The sequence below is a fragment of the Shouchella xiaoxiensis genome, from assembly GCF_016907895.1.
Taxonomy (GTDB): domain Bacteria; phylum Bacillota; class Bacilli; order Bacillales; family Bacillaceae_D; genus Shouchella; species Shouchella xiaoxiensis.
Map to the genome: position 1 here is coordinate 1 of NZ_JAFBCV010000012.1, position 20,378 is coordinate 20,378.

At 39.8% G+C, this 20,378-nt stretch carries 17 protein-coding genes and 1 riboswitch; all 17 genes read left to right on the top strand.

Annotated elements, in window-relative coordinates; genetic code table 11:
* Positions 1 to 202: 202 nt before the first annotated feature.
* On the top strand, positions 203 to 889 hold the full coding sequence (locus JOC54_RS16470; protein ID WP_204467590.1) for a response regulator transcription factor: 687 nt from the start codon (positions 203 to 205) through the stop codon (positions 887 to 889).
* Positions 886 to 2,334: a HAMP domain-containing sensor histidine kinase gene (locus JOC54_RS16475; RefSeq protein WP_204467593.1), complete on the top strand. Its 1,449-nt coding sequence runs from the start codon at positions 886 to 888 to the stop codon at positions 2,332 to 2,334. Before JOC54_RS16470 ends, JOC54_RS16475 begins: the two co-directional genes overlap by 4 nt.
* Positions 2,327 to 3,355, top strand: a complete 1,029-nt coding sequence (locus JOC54_RS16480) for a LolA-like protein (protein WP_204467595.1) — start codon at positions 2,327 to 2,329, stop codon at positions 3,353 to 3,355. The genes JOC54_RS16475 and JOC54_RS16480 overlap by 8 nt, the downstream gene beginning before the upstream one ends.
* 93 nt (positions 3,356 to 3,448) lie before the next feature.
* Complete coding sequence (locus tag JOC54_RS16485; protein ID WP_204467597.1) at positions 3,449 to 4,711, top strand: Glu/Leu/Phe/Val family dehydrogenase; 1,263 nt, start codon at positions 3,449 to 3,451, stop codon at positions 4,709 to 4,711.
* A 116-nt stretch (positions 4,712 to 4,827) separates the two neighbouring features.
* Entirely contained in the window at positions 4,828 to 5,790 is a 963-nt protein-coding gene (locus JOC54_RS16490) for a YpdA family putative bacillithiol disulfide reductase (protein WP_204467599.1), read from the top strand.
* 11 nt (positions 5,791 to 5,801) lie between these two features.
* Positions 5,802 to 6,761 carry an asparaginase gene (locus tag JOC54_RS16495; RefSeq protein ID WP_204467601.1) on the top strand — a complete coding sequence of 320 codons (960 nt, stop codon included), beginning with the start codon at positions 5,802 to 5,804 and terminating at the stop codon, positions 6,759 to 6,761.
* A gap of 88 nt (positions 6,762 to 6,849) precedes the next feature.
* Entirely contained in the window at positions 6,850 to 7,497 is a 648-nt protein-coding gene (gene prsW, locus JOC54_RS16500; protein ID WP_204467603.1) for a glutamic-type intramembrane protease PrsW, read from the top strand.
* Between the two features lie 36 nt (positions 7,498 to 7,533).
* On the top strand, positions 7,534 to 7,701 hold the full coding sequence (locus JOC54_RS16505; protein ID WP_204467605.1) for a hypothetical protein: 168 nt from the start codon (positions 7,534 to 7,536) through the stop codon (positions 7,699 to 7,701).
* A 126-nt stretch (positions 7,702 to 7,827) separates the two neighbouring features.
* Positions 7,828 to 7,926: riboswitch (SAM riboswitch) on the top strand.
* A 74-nt stretch (positions 7,927 to 8,000) separates the two neighbouring features.
* Entirely contained in the window at positions 8,001 to 9,107 is a 1,107-nt protein-coding gene (locus tag JOC54_RS16510) for a methionine biosynthesis PLP-dependent protein (protein ID WP_204467608.1), read from the top strand.
* Between the two features lie 12 nt (positions 9,108 to 9,119).
* A complete protein-coding gene (locus JOC54_RS16515) occupies positions 9,120 to 10,973 on the top strand; it encodes a bifunctional homocysteine S-methyltransferase/methylenetetrahydrofolate reductase (RefSeq protein ID WP_204467610.1) in 1,854 nt (617 codons plus the stop codon).
* 2 nt (positions 10,974 to 10,975) lie between these two features.
* Entirely contained in the window at positions 10,976 to 14,416 is a 3,441-nt protein-coding gene (gene metH, locus JOC54_RS16520) for a methionine synthase (RefSeq protein WP_204467612.1), read from the top strand.
* A gap of 315 nt (positions 14,417 to 14,731) precedes the next feature.
* The gene (gene sleB, locus JOC54_RS16525; RefSeq protein ID WP_035418463.1) at positions 14,732 to 15,595 is read left to right on the top strand and encodes a spore cortex-lytic enzyme; all 864 of its coding nucleotides are present in this window, start codon (positions 14,732 to 14,734) and stop codon (positions 15,593 to 15,595) included.
* 18 nt (positions 15,596 to 15,613) lie between these two features.
* Positions 15,614 to 16,954, top strand: a complete 1,341-nt coding sequence (gene ypeB, locus JOC54_RS16530) for a germination protein YpeB (protein WP_204467613.1) — start codon at positions 15,614 to 15,616, stop codon at positions 16,952 to 16,954.
* Between the two features lie 159 nt (positions 16,955 to 17,113).
* Positions 17,114 to 17,788 carry a (d)CMP kinase gene (gene cmk / locus JOC54_RS16535; RefSeq protein WP_204467614.1) on the top strand — a complete coding sequence of 225 codons (675 nt, stop codon included), beginning with the start codon at positions 17,114 to 17,116 and terminating at the stop codon, positions 17,786 to 17,788.
* Positions 17,788 to 18,369 carry a lysophospholipid acyltransferase family protein gene (locus JOC54_RS16540; protein WP_204467615.1) on the top strand — a complete coding sequence of 194 codons (582 nt, stop codon included), beginning with the start codon at positions 17,788 to 17,790 and terminating at the stop codon, positions 18,367 to 18,369. The genes cmk and JOC54_RS16540 overlap by 1 nt, the downstream gene beginning before the upstream one ends.
* 74 nt (positions 18,370 to 18,443) lie before the next feature.
* Positions 18,444 to 19,595 (top strand): 30S ribosomal protein S1, encoded by a 1,152-nt coding sequence (gene rpsA / locus JOC54_RS16545; RefSeq protein ID WP_204467617.1) that lies wholly within the window; start codon positions 18,444 to 18,446, stop codon positions 19,593 to 19,595.
* Between the two features lie 93 nt (positions 19,596 to 19,688).
* A complete protein-coding gene (locus tag JOC54_RS16550; RefSeq protein WP_204467619.1) occupies positions 19,689 to 20,309 on the top strand; it encodes a YphA family membrane protein in 621 nt (206 codons plus the stop codon).
* Positions 20,310 to 20,378: the final 69 nt, after the last annotated feature.

The window sequence follows — 20,378 nt, forward strand, 5'->3', positions numbered from 1 at the left end:
GGGAAACCATTTCAGTGGGCCTTTGAGGCCAAGGCCGGTAATAGAGGCTTCCAGCCGCAGAGCAAACCACCAGTTCACACTGGTGGTTTTGATTGGTCTTTCAACCTCTTTTAGGAAGGCTAATAGATTTTTTTGTAATCAATGCCCAAAAAGGACTGAAAACTTGGTAAAATAAGAGAAAGAATGACTCTTGGGGGAAGAAATGACAATCTTATTAATTGAAGATGATCCGTCAATTGCGCAAATTGTAACGGATTATTTAGAGAAGGAATCATTTACGATTATGTGGTGTGAAGATGGAGAGCTTGGTTATAATACTTTTTTAACGAATACATATGATTTAATTGTTGTAGATTTAATGTTGCCTAAAATGGATGGTTTTACATTATGTGAAAAAATTCGTGAACATTCTGATGTTCCTATTATTGTGGTCAGTGCTAAGCAGAGTGATTTCGATAAGGTTCGTAGTTTAGAAATTGGTGCAGACGATTATGTAACAAAACCGTTCAGTCCGTTTGAATTAACGGCACGTGTAAAAGCACAAATCAGGCGTTACAAAAGAGGAGCGCAACCGCAAGCTGAATACATGTTTTTTCAAGACGTCAAGATAGATAGGAAAGGTAGACGGGTTATTGTTGATGGAGAGGCAATCGTTCTAACTGCAAAAGAGTACCAGCTTTTTCTATACTTGGCTGAAAATCCTGGTCAAGTTTTCTCAAAAGAAGATCTATATACCGAAATTTGGAATGGGGATGGATTTGATAGCCGGACTGTAACTGTACATATTAAAAACTTACGATACAAATTAAAAGATGGAAAAAAACTGCCGAAATACATAGAAACGGTTTGGGGTGTTGGCTATAAATTTATTGGGATTCCAGGTAAATGAAACTTAGAGGACAACTGAACTTATTGCTTATTCTTACTGCTATTGTTCCGTTTGTGACAACCAGTATCTTTACCTTTCAAGTCAATCAAGCAGCAAATAACCAATCTGATGCCTATATGGAGTCATTGATCATGGCAAAAAGTATTGGTAGGTGGATTAACCAGCAAGCTGACCAATTCGAAGCCAATCCAGAAGAGTTGGCAAATCAAGCACTGCAACAAAATAGTATAACCAATGCCCAACTTGGATTTTATTCTTCAGACAGGGAGCTACTACATCAAACGAGTGAGGAACCAATCTTTGCAACACATCTACGACCTACTGAAATGATGAGCAACCTATTTGAACTTCAATCGAGAGCGCATTCCTTTGTGTATAAGGAACCGGTTTTTTTACAGGATCAAGTCGTGGGATACTATGAGCTTCGCTTTGATCAAAGCCATGTAAAGAAAGAAACGAGAGACATTTACTTGCTCACTTTGTTGTTTTTTATTTTAAGTAGCGGAGTTACCTTAATGATTGTCCAACACTGGTTTAAACGTAATATGTTAATTCCTTTCTCCTGGATGAAGAATCAAATGTTGGAAGTCGCAGATGGTAAGCGAGATGTGGAACTTCATGGTGGTAGTAAGCGACGTACTGAGGTGGGGATGTTACTTGATGATTTTGCGGTAATGACGGCACAATTAAAAGAAACGGAAGTCGAAAGGCAAACAGCTGATGGCAATCGTCGAAAGCTAATTGCCTCTATCTCCCATGATTTGAAAACGCCACTAACATCAATCCGGGCCTATGCTGAGGGGATGCAGCATTATCAGGATAAGCGAGATGAATATGCACAAGTTATTTTAACGAAAACGGCTTACATGCAGCGATTAATTGAGGATTTGTTGATTTATTCGCAAATTCAGGCAACAAGTTTTAGTTTAACTCGAAAACGAGTAGATGGTGAAGAGTTAGCAGAACTATTATTCGATGGATATTCAGACCAGTGGCAGGAGTTTGTTGTACGGATAACCATTGATATTGATCCGGTTGAGCTCCATGCTGATGTTGATCGGCTTGTTCAAGTAGTTGATAATCTCGTCATGAATGCTGTGCGCTATTCGCCTGAGGGTGGAGAAATCCATTTAGTGGCTACGAATAGAAAAAGTGCATTACCAGATTATGTACAAAGTGATATAGGAAATAAACTATATTTCTTTGTTATTGATGAAGGTCAAGGCATTCCTAGCGGTGCTCAGCAGAAGATATTTGATTCTTTTTACCAAGTGGAACAATCAAGAAGTCAAGTTCATGGAAAAGGTGTTGGACTTGGACTGGCTATCTGTCGAGAACTCGTTCAGAAGCATGGAGGAGAGATATTTGTTTTTTCAAGTCCTCCAAACGGCAGTTCTTTCTATTTTTCGATACCTTGCTTAGAAGGGGAGTGGGAGAATGGTTAATGTGAAGCGGACATGGTATGTATTTTTTTGCCTCTTGCTTAGTGGGTTATACGGGTGTGCGTATGCATCGATGAACGCAACCACTCTATTGGAAAACGCATTAAATGCATCGGATGATATTACGGCTTATGAACTCATTATGGAAACAAACTCTTTCACGGAACATTATTTTGTAGCAGATCAACACACACAACGACTTGATTATTCTGATGAGAATGGTCTCTTCTTTAGTCAGATGCATGTAAATGGCGCTATTATTGAAAAGGATTATGAGCGCTATGAACTTACAAAGTATGAGAACGATGAGCAGCACGGAATGCCAACTGCTAGAGAGTCGTTTCTGGATGAAGTAGAATATCTATCTACTAACGCTGAGATTGAATTGTTAGGAGAAGATACATTCCTTAAACGAGAAGTGTATAAGTTACGTTTTGTTGATCAGGAGACAAACAAGAGGAAGGCTGAACTATGGGTTGATAAAGAATCATTTGTCTTTTTAAAAACCATCTATATAACAGAAGAAAATCTGGAAATCGTTTCGGAAGCGACTTATTTCAAAACCAATCCAACGTTTGAAGACGATCAGTTCAACTTAGAGGAACATTTATTTACTTCTATTAATAATACCGACATTTTTGAGTCAATTGGTTACGAAGAAATAAAAGCGCAATTCGCAGGCCCACTCTATTTGCCTTCTGACCTGAACGAAGAATGGTCTTTTAAAGAGGCAAAAGTATCGTATGAATTAGAACTAGCCTATGTAGTAGCAACATTTGTAAATAGTAATAAGAAAGAAATTCAGCTATTTATTCAAGATGCTGAGACGTTTTATGACCCTCAACGAAACAGCGATGAATTGATTAAAGTGAGAGGAAATGACGTTTCATTTGTGTGGGAACCCTCACATCACATGGCCAATTGGCAAGAAGGAGGTCTGCACTACTCTCTCTTTACAAAACGTGATTGGCAAAAAGAGGAGGCAATTCGCTTTATAGAAGAGATGTCTTTTGTTAAATTATAAAATAACTGTGGCAATCCACGCCCGCATTCTTTATGATAAGAAGTGAACAAAAATAGGTAAATAAGCACACACTCTCGTGAGGTGAAACGAAAAATGGACGAAAGCGCAAGTCGAACGGATAAACACGATGTTCTCTCGTCAACTCAATCAATCATACATACTGCTCTGACTAAACTTGGTTATTCAGAAGAAATGTATGAGTTGTTAAAAGAGCCTATTCGAATGATGACTGTTCGAATTCCTGTTCGAATGGATGATGGTTCTACTAAGATTTTTACTGGTTATCGAGCGCAACATAATGATGCAGTTGGACCAACTAAAGGTGGAGTTCGATTTCATCCTGATGTTACAGAAACAGAAGTAAAAGCATTATCAATTTGGATGAGTTTGAAAGCTGGCATCGTTAATCTTCCGTATGGTGGAGGAAAAGGTGGCATTATTTGCGACCCAAGAAACATGTCTTTTCGTGAAGTTGAACGATTAAGTCGTGGATATGTCCGAGCGATTAGTCAAATAGTCGGACCGACAAAAGACATACCAGCACCTGATGTTTTTACGAACTCGCAAATTATGGCTTGGATGCTCGATGAATATAGCCGTATTCGCGAATTTGATTCTGCTAATTTTATAACAGGAAAGCCGCTTGTTCTTGGTGGATCTCATGGAAGAGAATCGGCAACAGCAAAAGGTGTTACAATTTGTGTAACGGAAGCAGCAAAAAAACAAGGTATTGATATGGAAGGTGCCAGAGTTATTATCCAAGGGTTTGGGAACGCTGGTAGCTTTCTAGCTAAATTTATGGCAGATGCCGGGGCTCTAGTTGTTGGGATTGCTGATGCTTATGGAGCTCTTTACGATGAAAATGGTCTAGATATTGATTACTTACTTGATCGACGCGATAGTTTCGGAACCGTTACTAAACTATTTAAGGATACAATCTCAAACGCAGAATTATTGGAACAGGAATGTGATATTTTAGTTCCTGCTGCAATTGAAAATCAGATTACATCGCAAAACGCCAAGAATATTAAAGCGTCAATTGTTGTCGAGGCAGCGAATGGGCCGACTACATTAGAAGCGACTAAAATTCTGTCAGATCGAGGGATATTGCTCGTACCAGACGTGCTTGCTAGCTCTGGTGGTGTGACCGTTTCTTACTTTGAATGGGTTCAAAACAACCAAGGCTATTACTGGTCTGATGAAGAAGTTGAAGGAAAGCTTCAAACAGTATTGGTTGAAGCATTTGATCATATTTATCAGCTAGCAAAGCGTCGAAAAGTGGACATGCGATTGGCAGCATATATGGTTGGCGTACGCCGCATGGCCGAAGCATCTCGTTTTCGAGGCTGGGTATAATCTGTTATACTTAAACATAAATACATCATTCACCCTTGTGTACGTAGTACGTTGCACAAGGGTTTTGATTTGTAAAATCGAAATGATACATTGAATGAGTTAAAAAGGGTGATTCTATGATAGATGTACTAATTGTTGGTGGTGGCCCATGTGGACTTGCAGCAGCAATTGCTTGTGAAGAGAGAGGGTTAACTGCTGTTGTTATTGAGAAGGAGAATATTGTACATTCCATTCACCGCTATCCGACTCACCAAACATTTTTTAGTACAAGTGAACGATTGGAAATAGGTGGAGTTCCTTTTATTGTGGAAGAGCGAAAGCCACGTCGGAATCAAGCGCTTGTTTATTATCGATCAGTTGTCAAACGGAAACAATTGACCATTCATACATATGAACGAGTATTAAGGGTGGAAAAAAAAGATTCAGGTCAGTTCATCGTGCACACATCAAAAGCGCAGTATGATGCGAAAAACATTGTTATAGCTACAGGCTATTATGATTCTCCAAACTTAATGAATGTTCCAGGCGAAAAAAGTAATCATGTTATGCATTATTTTAAAGAAGCGCATCCTTATTTTGATCATCAGGTTGTGGTTATTGGAGGAAAGAATTCAGCTGTTGATGCTGTCCTTGAGTTAGAAAAAGCAGGTGCCCATGTCACAATGCTCTATCGTGGGAGCGACTATTCCAAAAGCGTAAAACCTTGGATTTTGCCTGAATTAGTTGCGCTTGCTAAAAATAACAACGTTCAAGTCGAATTTAATGCATGCATTAAAGAGATTACAGCTAGTTCGGTTCATTATACCGTCAATGGTTATCATAAGCAGGCAGAGGCTCAATTTGTTTTTGCAATGACAGGTTACCATCCGGATCATTCCTTTTTAAAAGGAATCGGTGTAAAAGTCGATGAAGAAACGGGGCGCCCTCAGTTTAATCAAGCTACAATGGAAACAAATGCACAAGGAATCTTTGTCGCAGGTGTTATTGCTGCCGGTAACAATGCAAATGAAATCTTTATTGAAAACGGCAGAGAGCACGGCGACCTTATTGCTAAAGCAATTAAGAGTAAAATGGATTAAGGGGGATGTAAATGCGTCATGTGATGTTATTAACGACTGGAGGTACGATTGCAAGTACTACTAGTGAGAACGGAAAACTAGTTGCTGGTGAGTTGACTGGAGAAGAACTTGTGCGTTTATGTGGATTGCCAAATGACATTCGAGTTAGTATTCGCTCTGTCTTGCAAAAACCGAGTGTTCATATCACGCCTTCAGACTGGGTGCACTTGATTAAAGAAGTCGAAGACGTTTTTACCGACCCAGAGATTAGTGGAATTGTGGTCACTCATGGAACGGATACACTTGAAGAAACGGCTTACTTTCTTGATTTAACGAATCAGGATAGTCGACCGGTTATTGTGACAGGATCACAACGGGGCCCTGAACAAACAGGTAGTGATGCATTTATGAACTTGCGACATGCTATTTATGCAGCCTGTGAACCGGATTTAACCAATATGGGATGTGTCGTCGTTTTTAATGAACGACTTTTTGCTGCACGTTATGTAAAAAAAGAACATGCATCGAATTTACAAGGCTTTAATGCTTTTGGTTTCGGTTACTTAGGAATTATTGATAATGACGTCATTTATACGTATCAAAAACCAATTAAGCGAGAGTATTACAACCTTCAGAATGAGTCATTAAAAACGATTGGTATAGCAAAAGTTTATCTCGGTATGCCTGCTCAAACGTTTGAGGCTATAGCTAATACACTAGATGGAGTTGTAATTGAAGGAGTTGGACGAGGTCAGGTTCCGCCAGAATTAGTCGAGCCGATTGAGAATGCTGTAAGCTCAGGGAAGCCAATCATTATGACAACTTCTTCTGAAGAGGGAAAAGTTTATCCGACTTATGATTATAAGGGGAGTGCCCACCAACTTGAGCAAATGGGTGTCATACTTGGTTCGGACTATGACAGCAAAAAGGCACGAATTAAGGCAATCGTTATGCTAGCTGCCAATCAAAATATCCGAAATGGTTTTATTTAGGTAATCAAACTTGCCGATGAGAAGAACGAGACGTATACTTAGAGAAAACGATGCATTACTTTTCTTCTAGAGAGTTGGTCGGTAGGCCGTGTTTTCTTTTATATTGGCAGCTTTAGCGCCTGCTATGGCATTATTTTCTTATGTATATTTAAGGGATACGTTTAGTAAGCCCGCAATGGTTTTGGTGCTTAGAATTTTTATCATTGGTACATTGCTGGTTGTTCCTATTTCTGTTATTCAATTTGCTTTTACAGAAGAAGAAATTTTAACGGAGCCTTTTTCAAAAGCTTTTTTGCTTTACGGATTGCTTGAAGAAGGGTTAAAATGGCTGATGTTGTTCGTATTTGCTTATCAGCATGGTCAATTGAAGCATCCAAGTGATGGAATTGTATTTGGTGTCTCGCTGTCATTAGGGTTTGCAACGATTGAAAATGCTCTCTACATGGTTGTGTATGGTCTTGACCATGTTATTCCAAGAACACTTATGCCAACAACAGCTCATGCTGTTTACGGAATAGTAATGGGGTACTATATTGGACAAGCTAAATACAATCAGAACAAAAAGCAGGTTTACTTAGTGTTAGCAGCTCTCCTTCCCATGTTATTACATGGTAGTTATGACTTTATTTTAATGGTTTTTGGAAACTTATTTTTAATGGCGATGATTCCGTTTATGATTGGATTATGGCTCTTAGCTATCTGGAAAATTAAAAAAGCAAGCCGGTTAACCGAATGAACTCGGAGCAGAATGTTTTTGAAGGAGGAATATGGTATGACAACGGCTAATCGTTATCGTATAGTCATTCGTTGCCCTTTATGTGGTGAAAAATACATCTTACGTGGGAAGCGTAATGATGAAGGTGAGTATGAAACAGGCTTTAAGCAATGTGTATGTGGAAATGAGGATCAGCTTGTTATCGAGGCATCACCAGAATCATAATAAAAGAAAGCATCTGCCTAATGAGGCAGATGCTTTTCTTTGTTTATTTATTTGAAGAACAGAAAAAGGTTGCTAATTCAAAAAATTTGCGGTAAAGTTGTGGCAATGATTCATCTAATTGCATAATTCTTATCAAGAGAGACGGAGGGAGATGGCCCTAAGAAGTCTCAGCAACCAGCCTCATGGCAAGGTGCTAAATCCAGCAGTCGACCTGCAAGATAAGAGAAGTATAGAGACCCTTTCTTCTAATCTTGGAGAAAGGTTTTTTGTTTTTTGAGAAAATGGAGGAGGGCTGCGTAATGAGTAACCATGAAGAGTCGATTTTAGCGCAAATTGGAAATAGGAGAGAAGACGCGACAGGTGCTATCAACACACCGGTTTATTTCTCAACGGCCTACAGACATAGTGGAATTGGTGAATCCACAGGCTATGATTATGCGCGTACTGGAAACCCAACAAGAGAAGTATTGGAACAGGCTATTGCAGAATTAGAGTGTGGGGATCGTGGCTTTGCAACTAGTTCTGGAATGGCTGCTGTGCAAATTGTCTTCTCACTTTTTGAACAAGGCGACCATATTATTTGTTCAAGTGATTTATATGGAGGTACATACCGACTGTTTGAAGGGGGCTGGAAGCGATGGGGACTGACGTTTGATTATGTTGATGCAAGTAAACCTGCTGAAATAGAAGCGTGTATTCATTCCTCAACGAAGGCAATCTTTATTGAGACACCCACCAATCCGTTGATGCAGGAAGCCTCAATTATAGAGTTAGCTGAAATTGCCAAAAAGCACCGTCTTCTTTTGATTGTCGATAACACTTTTTATACGCCACTTTTGCAAAAACCACTTCTTGAAGGAGCGGATCTTGTCATTCACTCAGCTTCAAAGTACCTTGGTGGTCACAATGATTTAATTGCTGGCCTAATTGTAACAAAGACAAAAGAACTGTCGGAACGAGTTGCATATTACCATAATGGTGCTGGAGGTACATTAGGTGCATTTGATTCTTGGCTGTTAATTCGAGGAATGAAGACTCTTGCATTAAGAATGAATAAGCATGAGGAAAATGCAAAAGCCATCGTTTCCATGCTTAGGGAAGAAGATGGAGTTACAGATGTTCTTTATCCTGGTAAAGGTGGGATGATTTCATTTCGTATTTTACAAGAATCGTGGGTAAATCCACTTCTCAAGAACTTAAAGCTCATTTCATTTGCTGAAAGTCTGGGTGGCGTGGAGAGTTTAATGACTTACCCAGCAACACAGACCCATGCCGATATTCCTGAAGCTATCCGAATAGCTAACGGAGTTGATAATTGTTTACTGCGATTTTCAGTAGGAATTGAACATAAAGAGGACTTAATCACCGATCTCAAACAAGCATTGCACGCGGCAAAAAAAGGTTAAGGTGGGGTTTAGATGGGGTTACGAGAACAATTAATCAAAAGGTTAACTGTTGCTGACGGTGCGATGGGAACCTTATTGTATGATCAAGGTTTTGATCTTTGTTTTGAAGAATTAAATCTATCCGATCCTGAAAAAGTCAAGGTGGTTCATCAATCTTATTTAGACGCTGGGGCAACGTTAATACAAACGAATACGTATGCAGCAAATGCTGTGAAGTTAAAAAAATATGGCTTAGAGAAGTCTGTTAAAGCAATTAACGAACATGCCGTTGAAATTGCGAGAAAAGCAATCGCTGAAACTAGTGGTGTATATGTACTTGGAACTATTGGGGGGATCAAAGGATTTCAGCATGAGGAAACAGATTTTTATGAAATTAAAGTGGCTTTGTTAGAACAAATTACAGCGCTTATCGATGCTGGTGTAGATGGGTTACTGTTTGAAACATTTTACGATTTGGAAGAAGCAAAACTGGCTGTTCAACTTGCTCGTAAGCAAACAAAAATACCGATAATTGCGAATGTATCACTTGGTGATATAGGTGTTTTAAAAGGTGGTGTTCCATTAAACAAAGCGTTAATTGAGCTCTATCAGCAAGGGGCAGATGTGACAGGGATTAATTGTCGAATGGGACCCTATCATATGCTTCGTTCACTAGAAGAGTTGGATTTACCATTTGACATTCCCCTTGCATGTTATCCAAATGCGAGTTTGCCGGGTTATCGTGATGGACGCTTTGTTTATGCAGCAAACACTCATTATTTTACAGCAATGGCAAGTGAATTTATTGACCAAGGTGTGCATGTGTTAGGAGGCTGTTGTGGCACGACACCAGCTCATATTGCGGCAATTAATCAAGCAGTTGCTTTAAAAAAACCAGTTAAACGTCCTATCTCCACTAAGGTCGTTGAACAAAAACAAGTAGATCGGCACCAACAGCGGAAAGATGTTTCATTGCTTGACCTTGTGAAGAAAAAGCAGACCATTATCGTTGAACTTGATCCACCAAAGAAGCTCGATGTTTCGCAGTTTATAATAGGAGCACAGGCACTTAAAGACGCAGGTGTTGATGCACTGACACTCGCTGATAATTCACTTGCAAGTCCACGCGTTGATAATCAAACATTAGCAATGTTGGTCAAAGAAAAAGTGGGTCTTCGCAGTCTTGTACATTTAACGTGCCGAGACCGTAATTTAATTGGTCTTCAATCGCATTTGATGGGTCTTGATCTAGCGGAGCTTAATGACTTGCTGGTCATCACTGGTGATCCTAGCAAAGTCGGTGACTTTCCTGGAGCGACTTCTGTATATGATGTCTCCTCATTGAAATTATTGCCACTAATCAAACAGATGAATCAGGGCATATCCTTTTCTGGAAAATCGCTAGGTCAATCAAGCCGCTTCACAACAGCTGCTGCATTTAACCCAAATGTAAAACATTTAGATAAAGCGGTACGAAGGCTTGAAAAGAAAATAGAAGCAGGTGCTGATTATTTTTTAACACAACCTATTTTTGAAGAAGACCAATTTGAAGCTGTCTATGAAGCAACTAAGCATTTAAACGTTCCGATATTTGTTGGTGTTATGCCGTTAACGAGCAGTCGTAATGCTGAATTTCTTCATAATGAAGTTCCGGGAATTACGCTAAGTGATGCAACTAGAAAAGCGATGCTGGCATGTGGGAATGATCGAGAGAAATCTGAGCAGGAAGGCATCAGTATTGCAAAGTCTTTAACCGATGCGGCCACCACTTATTTTAATGGGTTGTATTTTATTACTCCTTTTCTCCGATATCAATTAACAGCCGAACTAACAAGATACGCAAAAATGAAACAGCCCGCAGCAGCCCGTGCAGAAGAAAGGAAGTAAAAATGACCAAGACTACGTTTTTAGATCAAGTTAGAAAAAAAATTATTGTTTTAGATGGAGCGATGGGTACGATGCTCCAAGAAGCCAATTTAACTGCAGCTGATTTTGGCGGAGAAGAATTCGAAGGATGCAATGAATACTTAAATGAGACTGCACCCGAGGTCATTTCTTCTGTCTATAAAGCCTATTTAGAAGCTGGAGCTGATGTTGTTTCTACTAATACATTTGGTTCTTCGAGTATTGTGCTAGATGATTATGATTTAGGATACAAAGCGTATGATCTAAGTAAAAAAGCAGCACAATTAGCTCGAATTGAAGTTGATCATTATACGACCGACTCTGATCCGCGCTTCGTTGCTGGAGCAATGGGACCAACGACGAAATCCCTCTCGGTCACTGGAGGGACAACATTCTTACAATTGCAAGAATCCTATGAAGAGCAGGCAAAAGGTTTAATAGATGGTGGAGCGGACTTGTTGTTATTAGAAACAAGTCAAGATATGCGCAATGTAAAGGCCGCTTTTTTAGGCATAAAGGAAGCTTTTTTGCAAACAAAGAAAGAGCTGCCATTAATCATATCTGGAACGATCGAACCGATGGGTACAACACTTGCTGGTCAAACGGTTGAAGCGTTTTACTTGTCACTTGAACATATGGAGCCTGCAGTTGTTGGCTTGAACTGTGCAACTGGACCGGAATTTATGCGCGACCACTTGCGTTCCTTATCGGAGTTAGCTGCCAGCTATGTTAGTTGCTACCCAAATGCTGGTTTACCTGATGAAGACGGGAAATACCATGAGACACCTGATTCATTGGCAAAAAAGATGGAGGCTTTTGCCGAAAAAGGCTGGTTAAATGTGGTTGGTGGCTGTTGCGGCACAACGCCTGCACATATAAAGAAATTAGCAGAAGTGATGGGTAAGTACGCACCAAGAGAAAAGGCGAAGCGAAGCAGTCATGCTGTATCAGGAACCGAACATTTAATTTATGATGAATCGATGCGTCCTTTGTTCGTTGGAGAGCGGACGAATGTCATTGGTTCACGAAAATTCAAACGATTGATTGAAGAAGGGAAATACGAAGAAGCGGCTGAAATTGCTCGTGCTCAAGTAAAGCGAGGCGCTCATGTTATTGATGTCTGTCTAGCAGATCCGGACCGTGATGAAACGGAAGATATGGAAGCATTCCTTGCGCAAGCAATAAATAAAATTAAAGTACCCCTTATGATTGATTCAACGGATGAAGATGTCGTGGCCAAGGCGTTAACATACTCTCAAGGCAAAGCAATCATCAATTCAATTAATCTTGAAGATGGAGAAGAACGATTTGAAGCTGTTTTGCCGTTAATTAAACAATTTGGCGCTGCCATAGTTGTTGGAACCATTGATGAAACAGGAATGGCTGTTTCAGCAGAGCGGAAGCTTGAAGTTGCTAAACGGTCCTATGACATATTAACAAAAAAATATGGTATACCTGCCCACGATATTATTTTTGATCCACTTGTCTTTCCTGTGGGTACGGGTGATGAGCAGTACATCGGTTCAGCAGAAGAAACTGTGGAGGGCATTAAACGAATAAAAGCTGCTTTTCCTCATTGTTTAACCATTTTAGGTGTATCAAATGTGTCTTTTGGATTGCCGCCGGTCGGTAGAGAAGTATTGAACGCCGTTTATTTATATCATTGCACACAAGCTGGGTTAGACTATGCAATTGTGAATACGGAGAAGCTTGAGCGTTATGCAAGCATACCGGAAGAAGAAAAAAAACAAGCAGAACGATTGCTGTTTGAAACAAATGATGAACATTTAGCGACGTTTACTGCTTTTTATCGAGGGAAAAAAGCTGAGAAACGGACAGAATATGAAGGATTATCACTAGATGAACGCTTGGCGATATACGTGGTTGAAGGAACTAAGGAAAGGCTTGAAGTGGATTTGACCGAGGCGCTTGGCATATTTGACGAACCATTAGATATTATAAATGGACCACTAATGAATGGAATGGATCAAGTTGGCAAATTGTTTAACAACAATGAGCTCATTGTGGCAGAAGTACTCCAGAGTGCAGAAGTGATGAAAGCAGCGGTTGCCTTTCTTGAACCTCATATGGAAAAGCAAGAAGGGGAATCTTCTGGAAAAGGGAAAATTTTATTGGCGACGGTAAAAGGTGATGTCCATGACATTGGTAAAAATTTAGTCGATATTATTTTAAGTAATAATGGCTTTGATATTGTTAATTTAGGGATTAAGGTAACCTCTAATGAATTGATTGAAGCGATTGAGCGAGAGAAGCCATCAGCAATTGGTTTATCAGGTTTACTTGTGAAATCAGCGCAACAAATGGTTTTAACGGCGCAGGATCTAACGCAACAGCGAATTTCTATTCCGATATTAGTTGGCGGGGCTGCTTTAACTCGAAAGTTTGTTGATACGCGGATAGCTCCAGAATATGAAGGTATGGTTGTTTATGCAAAAGACGCGATGAATGGCTTAGATTTAGCAAATCGGTTGTCAACGCCTCCTGGGAGAGAAGAGCTTCGGGTTGAGCTAGATACTCAACGAGCTGAAAAAGCTGCATTTTTAGAGCAACAACCTAAAAAACAAGAGCCGGTTGCAACAGATATTCGCTCCTCCATTAAACATACTCACTCTGTTTACCATCCTGCTGACTTAGATTTACATGTATTAAGAAACTACCAAGTCGATCATATCTATTCATACGTGAATATGCAAATGCTGCTTGGACGCCATTTAGGAATTCAAGGGAAAGTAAGCAGACTTTTAGAAGAAGGTGACGAGCGGACAACCGATTTAAAGTTAAAGGTTGATCAGTTATTTGCTGAAGCAAATCGAAAGAAAACGTTAGAGGCCCATGCAATGTATCGCTTTTTTCCAGCGCAAAGTGAAGGAAATGATTTAATTATCTATAATCCGGTTGATGAGCAAACGGAACTGGAGCGCTTTTCTTTTCCGCGTCAAAATAAAGCTCCTCACTTGTGTTTAGCTGATTACGTACGTCCAGTTGGTGGAGAGATGGATTATGTTGGCTTTTTAGCTGTTACTGCCGGGAAAGGGGTGCGTGACCAAGCGGAAGTGGCTAAGCAAAATGGCGATTACTTGTACAGCCATTTGCTTCAGGCGGCTGCTTTGGAGACAGCTGAAGGATTGGCTGAGCGTATTCACCAACAAATGAGAGATCGATGGGGCTTTCCAGACTCAGCTGATTTTACAATGTCTGAACGATTTGCGGCAAAATATCAAGGTATTCGCGTTTCTTTCGGCTATCCTGCTTGTCCAAATTTAGAAGACCAAGCAAAGCTTTTCTCCTTGATAAAACCAGAAAAAATAGGGATTGAGTTAACAGATGGGTTTATGATGGAACCTGAAGCAAGTGTCACAGCATTGGTTTTTTCTCATCCAGAAGCACGCTACTTTAATGCATAATACGTTGAAGATGTGTGAATGAGAAAGTTTGAACATGGTTTTGACAATAGTACGAAAGCAGATTTAAAAACGATTAATCCTATCAAGCGGATTAATCGTTTTTTTGTTCTTATCTTAACGGCCGCACGAAGCAGAGCATGTATGAGAATACTTATAAAAACTAGTAGGGCTTTGATTTTATCATAATGGTCGTGTTTTAGATGAAATGTAGAATTTTGTCATAGCGTCATTTTTTATTGGTATAAAAACCGTTTGCTAACAAAGACTACCGATAGTGACCAATTCACCCATTCGGGTAAAAGGAGGACCAATACAATGGTAAGTAAAAAAGCAAACACAGGTTTAAACTGGCTTCTAATGATAGCGATGGCAATTATTGTTTTTGTTTCAAATGGAGACCAAGCAGCTGCTTTTTCAGAACAAGTGATTCAAAAAGGAGCAACTGGAGACGATGTGGTCGAACTTCAATCGAGGCTCCAGCATGTCGGTTATTATAATGGGAAAATTGATGGTGTTTTCGGCTGGGGTACGTATTGGGCCGTTCGTAATTATCAATATGAGTATGGAATAGATATAGATGGTTTGGTTGGCGAGCAAATGAAAACGAAATTGGTCTCGACTACAGAGTATGATCAGGACTATGTGTTAAGTGCGTTAAATGAAGGACGTTCCTTTAACCACTATGGCGGTACAGCAAAAAAAGGAACTGACTCCAATAATGGTGGCGGTAGCAACGCGGGTGGTGGTCAATCAAGTGGTGAACAACCTCAGTCCGATGAAGGAGAGCCAATTATTGAAAAAGCACAAAACGTCCCTTCAGGATACTCAAGCAACGATATTCAATTAATGGCTCAAGCCGTATATGGTGAAGCACGAGGAGAACCGTATGAAGGACAAGTTGCTGTTGCAGCTGTCATTGTCAATCGGCTAAATTCGGCGACGTTTCCTGATACTGTCGCTGGCGTCATTTATGAAGATCGTGCGTTTACGGCAGTAGCAGACGGTCAAATTAACTTAGGTGCTGATGAGAATGCCAGAAATGCAGTGTTAGATGCATTAAATGGGCAAGACCCAACGAATAATGCCCTTTATTATTTTAACCCTGATACAGCTACATCAGCGTGGATTTGGACTAGACCACAAATTAAGCGAATTGGCAAACACATATTCTGTTATTAACTTGGAGGTGTAACCAGCATGTATAAAAATATCATTATTGGTGCTCTTGCTGTTGGAATTGTTGGAACTGGCTTTTGGGGCTATCAGCAAATGGAAGAAAAAGCTCAATTATCAATAACGGCAGAAAATAATTATCAACGTGCATTTCATGACTTAAGCTTTCACATTGATCAAATTGAAGATGAAATTGGCAAGACCTTGGCTATGAACAGTCAAAAAACGCTCACACCTGCTCTTGCTGATGTATGGCGCGTAACGAGCCTTGCGGAAAAAAGCTTAGCAGAGCTTCCTGTTCAAGGATTGAAGATGGAAGAAATGGAAGAATACTTATTTAAAATTGGTGACTTTACTTATCGAACTTCGGTACGAGATTTAAATAAAGAACCTTTGACAGAGAAAGAATATCAAACGCTTGAACAACTGTATGATCAAGCAGCGACAATTCGTCAATCTATGCGTGAGACACAGGCAAAGATGATGGAAACAGACATGCATTGGCTCGCACAGCGTGAACTTGAAGAAGATGAGCCAGCAGCTTTTTCAGTAGCTGGGCATTTCGAACGAGTTAATAAATCCGTTCAAGGGTTTAGCGAAGTTGAGTGGGGGGCGACAGACTCGTCCATACGAAATTTAAATGGAGAATTAAAAGAAGCGTTGTCACAAAAAGAAAAGGTAAGTAAAGAAGAAGCAAAAGAAAAAGCGTTAAGGCTTTTGGACTTAGGCAAAGGAGCAAAAGTTCAAATTTCTGAAGCAAGTGATTCATTAGATTATCCAGCTTATTCAGTTACAATCGATGATCCTGAAAATAAAGCTTCCTATGATATGGATATGAGTGTCGAGGGTGGCGAACCGATTTGGTTTATGCAAGATCGTCAAATTAACAAGGTAAAGATTGGTTTAAATGAAGCAGTCAACAAAGCGCAAGCGTTTTTAGAGCGAGCTGGTAAAGATAATATGGAGCTTGTAGAAAGTACACAATACAACAATCGTGGCGTATTAGAGTTTGCTTATGTTGATCAAGGTGTTCGTATTTATCCTGACTCCATTACAGTTGAAGTAGCGCTTGATGATGGCGACATCGCTTCTTACGTCGGTAGAGGGCATTTGATTCATCATCAAGAAACTCGAGATTTAGCCAAACCAGCTTTATCAAAAGAAGCTGCTCAAGCAAAAATTAACTCCAATGTCACTGTGATGGAAGATCACTTGGCCATCATAGAGAACGATGTGAATGAAGAAGTGCTTGTATATGAGTTTTATGGAACAAAAGATGTTGACACGTATCGCATCTTTATCAATGCACAAACAGGTCAAGAAGAAAAGATTGAGCGCATGCATGATTCTGAACCAGAGTATTAATTAGATCGTAAAAAGAACCCTTGATTTTCAAGGGTTCTTTTTTAAACCGTCACCCTTGCGATCTTGACAAATTATGAGATAATATACGTGAGAAACCTTGCACAAATTGTACATCCTTCGTGTAAGATCCAAGAGAATGTAGGGAAGTGTTGTGAAAGAATGAGTACTGGATTTAATGTAGCAATTGATGGACCGGCTGGGGCCGGAAAAAGCTCTGTGGCGAAAAAAGTCGCCGAACAATTAGGTTTTCTTTATATTGATACGGGTGCCATGTATCGTGCTTTAACGTATGCGGCAATACAGGAAAAGATTGCATTAGACAATGAACAACAGCTTGTTCAATTACTAAAAGAAAATTCGCTTGAGTTAACACCTACCGAGTTCGGAACAACCGTTTATTGGAACGATTCCAATATAACGGCTGACATTCGCAGCAATGATGTTAACAAGCATGTTTCTTTGGTATCCAGCCATAAAGATGTTCGCTTGTTAATGGTTGAAAAACAACAGCAGTTGGCCCACGCTAAGAATGCTGTGTTAGATGGTAGAGACATTGGAACATACGTATTACCGAACGCTGATGTGAAAGTTTTTTTGACCGCATCTGTAGAAGAACGAGCAAAAAGAAGGCATCTTGAACAGTTGGAAAAAGGACAGCCTTCTGACCTAAAAGTGTTGGAAAAAGACATTGCTAAAAGAGATGAACTTGATTCAACTCGATCATTTGCACCGTTAAAACAAGCGGAAGACGCCCAAATAGTAGATTCAACTCAGATGACAATTGATGAAGTCATTCAAACAATCCTAGCCTTAGTAAAGGAGCATTCTGTTTAATGAATCTTTATCCGTTCGGTCAATTTGTGTGTCGCTGTGTATTAAAGACGTTTTATAAAATTGAGGTCAAGGGAAAAGAGAATATACCTGAACAAGATGGTGTTTTGCTGTGTGCAAATCATATTAGCAATTTTGATCCTCCTCTATTAGGTGCTTTCATAAAAAGGCCAGTACGCTACATGGCAAAAAAGGAATTATTTGACCTTTTTTTAGTTGGTCCGTTACTTCGAAATTTAGGGGCATTCCCTGTAAAACGAGGTGGAGGAGACAAGCAGTCGTTACGAACAGCCTTAGAAATTTTAAAAACAGGGGATATTGTCGGATTATTTCCTGAGGGAACACGTTCAAAAACTGGTGAAATCGGGAAAGGATTAGCAGGAGCAGGTTTTTTCGCTGTTAAAAGTAGTGCTTTTGTCGTTCCTTGTGCGATTATTGGACCCTATAAATTTCGTAATAAAGTAACGCTTGTATACGGGGAGCCAATTGAGATGACTAAATACCGAGAAGAACGGGTATCTTCTCAAGAGATAACAGAAATGATTATGAAGGAAATACAGGTATTGAAGGAGAAACATCGTTAACGATAAGACGTAGTGAATTTGGATAATTACTTGAACAAGATACCGGTTTAACCGGACTGAAGGAGGCAACCAAAATGAGTGATCAAATGAATGAAGAATTGAATGAAATGAAGTCTTTTTCTGTAGGCGATAAGGTTAGTGGAAAAGTGACAAAAGTGGAAGACAATCAGGCATTTGTTGATGTCGGTTATAAAGTCGACGGAATCCTACCAATCAGTGAATTGTCTAACCTGTATGTTGAAAAGGTGAGCGACGTTCTTTCTGTTGATGATCAGGTAGAGGTGCAAATAACAAAAGCAACAGATGAAGAGCTTTTGCTCTCGAAAAAAACATTACAGGCAGAAGAAGCTTGGGCATCACTCCAACAAGCATTCGAAGAAAATGAAACAATTGAAGCAACGGTCTCAGAAGTTGTAAAGGGTGGATTAGTAGTAGACGTTGGTGTTCGAGGTTTTATCCCCGCCTCTTTAGTAGAGCGCTTTTTTGTTGAAGACTTCACCGACTATAAAGGCAAAGCGTTACGCTTAAAAGTAATTGAACTGGATCGATCCAAAAATAAGCTCATTTTATCGCAACGAGCGGTTCAAGAACAAGAATTGGTTGAAAAGAAAAAGGACATTATTGCGACGATTCAGGCGGGTGATACCGTAAGTGGAATGGTGCAGCGATTAACGAACTTTGGTGCCTTTGTTGATGTTGGCGGAGTGGACGGATTAGTTCATATATCACAAATCTCGCACGAGCATGTAGAACACCCTGAAAAAGTATTAAGCAAAGGACAGACTGTTCAAGTTAAAGTGTTATCTGTTGACCGTGACAGTGAACGAATTTCTTTATCAATAAAAGAAACGCTCTCGGGACCGTGGGATCAAATCCAAGATTCGGTTGCTGTGGGTGCTATTATTGAAGGAACGGTAAAACGTCTCGTTTCCTTTGGTGCTTTTGTTGAGGTGTTACCTGGAGTTGAAGGTCTTGTTCACATCTCGCAAATTTCAGATCGACATATCGGTACGCCACAAGAAGTGTTAACTGTTGGTGAGACGGTCAAAGTGAAAGTGCTTGACGTAAGCGAAGCTGAGCGAAGAGTCTCTTTAAGTATTCGTGAAGCAAATGAAGACATTGAGCGTAAGGAAACACGTTCTTATGAGAAATCAGCAAATGATGAATCATCGGGGTTCTCTCTTGGAGATATGATAGGGGATCAGTTAAAGAAATACCGCGGTTAATTTTTTGGAAGCTAGTATAGCAAACTGCTATGCTAGTTTTTTTATGTCTAAAATCACCAGATTCCGCTAATACTGAAGAGCGAGGTGATTGTGATGAGTGGGTTTTTTATCTATTGGTTAGGCTGGCTGGCTTGGATTGTGTGCACATTTTTGATGAAGAAAACAGAACTGAGAGCGATATGCGGTTTTACGATTTTAGCTTTGCTTTTATTTATCCCATTAAAGGTTCAGCTCGGGGGGGTGTCTGTTAGTCTTGGTTTTTTACTTTGTTTATTTGTTAGTTATTTTTATTTAGGGAAGTTTCCGTGGAAAAGGCTTTTTTATCCTATTTTTACTACGTCGTGTATTGCTATTTCCTATATTTGTATGAATGAATTGATTCGGATTGATCCGGTTGTCCTTATTTTTGATCGCAATATCTTATTAACGATCCCACCTTTACTTGTTGCCTTTTTTCTAACTAGGGGAGTAAGCCGTTCAATCATCCTCGCACTTGGACTGCTACACGGGGAAGTTTTGTTACATTTATATCGCTCAAACTTAACAGAAGCCGTTATTGGATCTTATGAGTTTTTTGATGTGCTGGCGATAACGGTTACCGTTAGTTCTTGCTACTGGATTTTTAGTCAAGTTATCAGGAACTGGGGCAAACGACAAAAAGCGAAGGCAAACCTGCCGCTATCCATACCAAACAGGATAGACAAGCATGCTTGAGTTTAGTAAAATGAATGAGCTAGTAAGGTACTAGGTTTTTTGTAGTTTTTAAAGAGAGGGTGTGGGATT